The organism is Cupriavidus sp. 01L415, assembly GCF_056400065.1.
Map to the genome: position 1 here is coordinate 1 of NZ_JBFTSP010000063.1, position 4,180 is coordinate 4,180.

Consider the following 4,180-nt stretch of genomic DNA (forward strand, 5'->3'; position numbering starts at 1 on the left):
TGCCGCCCACAGCGACGGATGCTCGCTGCGTTGCTCTTGAACCAGGCGTACGGCTCTCTCTCGGACCTCGGGGGAAAACTTGGTTTGCTTGCTCATGGGCTCCATTCTCTCAAGAATTGGAGCCTCCACTAAACCCGGGGCGGTTCAGAATTGTCGTGTCGCACGGTATTTCACTGTGGAGTTGGGGGGAGCGTGTTGCGATATGGCTTCGCCCTGTGAGTGACGCTGCGACGGACGTTGCGATTGTGAGTAAGCCGTGCTCGCACCACTGAATTTTCCGCCGGACTGGAACAACATATTGTTCGACCAGATTGAGTCGGAATTGAAGGGGCACGTGCAGAAGTGATGTCGCTCGGATTATTGGGCGGCGCCTAACTGTGACGCGGGCTGGTACGGTATATATGCCCACGCCTCAAGTCGGTCGCGGGAGGTGGCGCTTGCTCTCGACCGCATCGAACTACTTGGCCTCTATCGCTGTTACGTTGCCGGGTCTAGAAGACACCGTTAGTCACGCCAGACTATCGCGGATTCTTGCAACAGATGGTCAGGGAGGATGTAGTCGCCATGCGCGATTGCGAGTGCCTCCAGTTCGCACAGGCAGTCCTCCGGTAGTGCGGCTATATCGAACTTGCAGTAGAGGTACCGCGTCTAAATGTGAGCTTTTCTCGTCGTAATTCTCGGGTTAGCGCCTCAGCAGATTCAACAGCGATGTACTCGACGGTGTCGTACTGCACGACGACCCCACATCGCTGCCCAAGTCGCCCAAGCTCAACAGCATCTTCCCAAGCCGTCTCGTAATCCAAGTCGACTACGGTATCTGCTCGCGAATTGATGTGCTCAATCGCGTTGGCGCGATTGCGCGCGACATATACGGTCATGGGAGACTCATCCCCGATGGAGTAACCGTGAAAAAATATATCTGAAGAAAAGAGGCTGCGCAATCGCACGCGCGAAATTCAGTTGACGCAGTACCTGCTCGACGTTCACGCCTTGCGCACTGAACCTCGGGTCGGCGCCTGACTCGTAGGCCAGTATCGCTGGCGCTACCTCAGTTCCTTCCAAGTGCCTGATGGGGCTTACCTACTCTGGAGCCAGGGCCCGAGCGGAGACCTTTGTAACGACAAAGATGGTGCCGCTCCGTCTACTCGCCCGAAGGAATTTCCGAGCCGTCGGTCTGCATTGCAGAACACTTGAGATGCATCAAGTGGTGATATATGGGCAGCCACTGTTTCGGGTTGTCGGACGACTCCGGACATGCCCTTGAGTCCCTTGAACAGTATGCCTCGAGCGACTAGGATGTTTTTTCCGAGCGCGAAGCGAAGCGCTCACCAGCCAGAACCCCACGTCTGATGGAAGCGGCCTGCGCGAGCCAGACCGCATGCCACGGACGGTGGTGAAGTCCCGTAGCACTATTAGACCAATAGCTTAGGAGACGACTGTGCTGAGTCATCATGAGTTCGCCACTCTGGTACTGGTAAACGGCTGTTCCGAGCCAGCGGAGTTGGACTGCGCAGATGTGAAGGCGTTGCTCGCGCATGAACTGGTAACGCTCGAGTCGTATGGACCGAACCGTACCCGACCTCAGGTTACCGTCCAGGGCTGGGCATATCTCAAAGCCCTAGGCCGCGTTCGAGCATAGAAGTCCCTAACGCGACCGGCTCGTTGATGAGCACGTCGCGCTTTCCCATAGAGACATCGACGTTTCCTTGGGATTTCAAATCGGCGTCCGCCGCGAAGGCTCGTGACGCCGCAATCGTAATTCATTCGATTCCCGCCCGAACGTGCTGCCCTCGGATAGCTCGGGGGCGGGTTGCACTCAGGAGACACAAGATGACGCAGTGGACAGCAGAGCAATGCACCAAGATGCAGATGGCGGGCCTTGAAGCCATGGCCGGACTAACTGGCAAATTCCTTGAGGGCTTAGAGAAAGTGATGGAGTTGAACATTCAAACAGCGAAGGCAACCCTGGCACAGGCACAGGATGGCGTAGGGAAAGCGCTGTCGGCCCAGAACCCACAAGAATTTGTCGACCTGCAAATGGAATCAATTCGTCTCGCCACCGACAACGCATGGAGATATTGGCGTCAACGGGCTGACATTATGGCGACCACGCGGGCAGAATTCGAGCGGGTCGCCGAAGTCCAGTACACGATTGGCAAGGACCAGTTACAGGGCTTCATTGAAGGCGTGGTGAACGGCGCGGCCTCAGACTCGACGTCGCCGCTGGCTGCCTGGCAGGAGGCTGTAAAGGCGACCACTACGCTTTATGAGTCGATGCAGTTGACGGCAAAGCAAGCCTTGGAGGTAGCCGAGAACAGTATCAATACAGCCACGGAAGCGGCCTCGAATGGTGCACGGCGTCGAGCAGCGCTTACGGCAGGAACCACAACCCTTTCTCGCCGCTAGGCTTGCAGGATTCTGTTGGTTCGCCTCCTTTGACCTTGCAAGGCGCTGGACGTTGACAATATTCAACCGCCGGGTCGACCGGCGCTTTAAGGGAAAGCTCAACGAGGCTTAGAGGACGGGTTACCGCCAGTCAAGGTTTACCCGGAATTGCGTTCAAATCAGCCGTAAGGCGCACTGCTGACACCGGAATGTCACGGAGTTTCGCTTCAATGCGCAGTCGATTTTCATCATGACGTTCCTGCGTCACTGGCCACGGAGTTCCAGGGCCGGCGGCGATATAAGAAGGAGGCACTCGCTCGTTGCGGCACTGGACGAAGCGAGACTGTGCCATTCTGGAGGGGAGATATGCACCAAGCTATTGCGTCGTCCATGATGCCGAACCAAGTTCCGCTGCGAAGCGAGCCTGTTGGGAATCTGGCCCAACGGACGGCGGCATGTATCCATGCCTTGCGCCAGGAAGCAGCGGCGTTGCGCATGCAACTACAAGTGCAGCGCTTCGGCTCAAGGAAGAACGATGCGCCGCAGGAAGATGTCGTTCACCTGTTGCAGAAAGCCGCCATGCTTGAGACGGGCGCGGATGTGCTGGCGCTAACAAGTGGGGAGCTACGCTAGCTGCCGCTCGAGGACGAATACAATCGCGCGCTCTCATCGCTATCCGATGAGGTGCTGCCCTTGCTATGTTAGTTCACATCGCATGCAAAGCACTGATGTTCGGGCCACACGCTGGACAGCCGGCGAGGACCTGACCTCCAGTGGCACTTTTTCAGCTGCGACGAGCGAGAATCCCCAGCGAGCGAAGTAGGCGGGAGCCACTGTGGAGAAGATATAGGCGTCGCGTGCTACTGCATCGTAAGCGGGGATAGTTTTATGGATATCTACCAGTTGCGGTTGGTCTCAACAGTCGGCCTTCGATGGCTAGCCGCCGAACATAGGGAGCGCGTAGTTGTCGAAAACAATCAGGTAACGCTGGATGGGGAGCGGCTGGAGATAGTCAGCTTGCAGCGGTCAAGCGGAACGGACGCAGTCACACTTGCCTCTGGTACTTTGCTCGAAGTTTGGCAGCATTCCAATGGGGTGTTTGTCGGTGCTAGGGCAGAGGATGCCGACCGTGCTCGAGCGGCAAAGACAGAGAGGGAAGTTGCAGCCCGAGTCGCGCTTCACGAAAGTGAGGAGCGTCTTCGTACTCAAGCACTTACATTCAATGCGAGTTTGGCGATTCCAGTTCGGTGGGTGCCTGGTATCGTTGCGGATGACTCGAGAAATGGCTCGCAAGTGCCTACCCAGGACGAGCCGGACCGCGATGTTCACGTCCTGTTAAAGCAGGCCATTCGTGATGGGCGGCTGATACGTGCGGCGGGCGATATGCTGTGCAGACGCTTGCGCCAAACCGGTGGTAAGCACCGGTCCGCACTAAGGTTGGACAAGTACTCCCGGGTATCTTGCACAACGTGTTTGACAGCGGCTAAGCGGTGGCAGAGCGACTAGTAGAAACTTCCCGCTTTAGACAGACGCCCTGCGAGAAACTAGCCCACGCGTGGTCACCTCTGCTGCCGGCCTTCCGTGCGACTGCTCACAACGAGAGAATGTCCGTGCTCATTGGCGGCCTCTCGACTGCGGGCGGAAATACGCGCCAGCACCCGTCATCGTGCCGAAAGAAAAATAACGCGCGCAAACCGGCCGGTTGCGCGGTCTCGACGCATACGTAGCGTCGTCGGCCCGAAAGGGTGCGGCTGAATTCCACTACGTGGACCGACGTCATGGGGCCAGGTGCGAG

Annotated in this window: 3 protein-coding genes; 2 read left to right on the forward strand and 1 reads right to left on the reverse strand. The window is 57.5% G+C overall.

Features of this window, described 5'->3' with window-relative positions; all coding sequences use genetic code 11:
- Positions 1–1,830 precede the first annotated feature (1,830 nt).
- Together AC1DOX_RS30755 and AC1DOX_RS30760 are read left to right on the forward strand one after the other, a co-directional pair.
- The gene (locus AC1DOX_RS30755; RefSeq protein WP_441620221.1) at positions 1,831–2,406 is read left to right on the forward strand and encodes a phasin family protein; all 576 of its coding nucleotides are present in this window, start codon (positions 1,831–1,833) and stop codon (positions 2,404–2,406) included.
- A 345-nt stretch (positions 2,407–2,751) separates the two neighbouring features.
- Entirely contained in the window at positions 2,752–3,018 is a 267-nt protein-coding gene (locus AC1DOX_RS30760) for a hypothetical protein (RefSeq protein WP_441620219.1), read from the forward strand.
- Between the two features lie 958 nt (positions 3,019–3,976).
- Here the strand turns inward: AC1DOX_RS30760 and AC1DOX_RS30765 are convergent.
- Positions 3,977–4,180 (reverse strand): hypothetical protein (locus tag AC1DOX_RS30765; protein WP_477101671.1); only part of this gene is annotated, 204 nt, incomplete at its 5' end.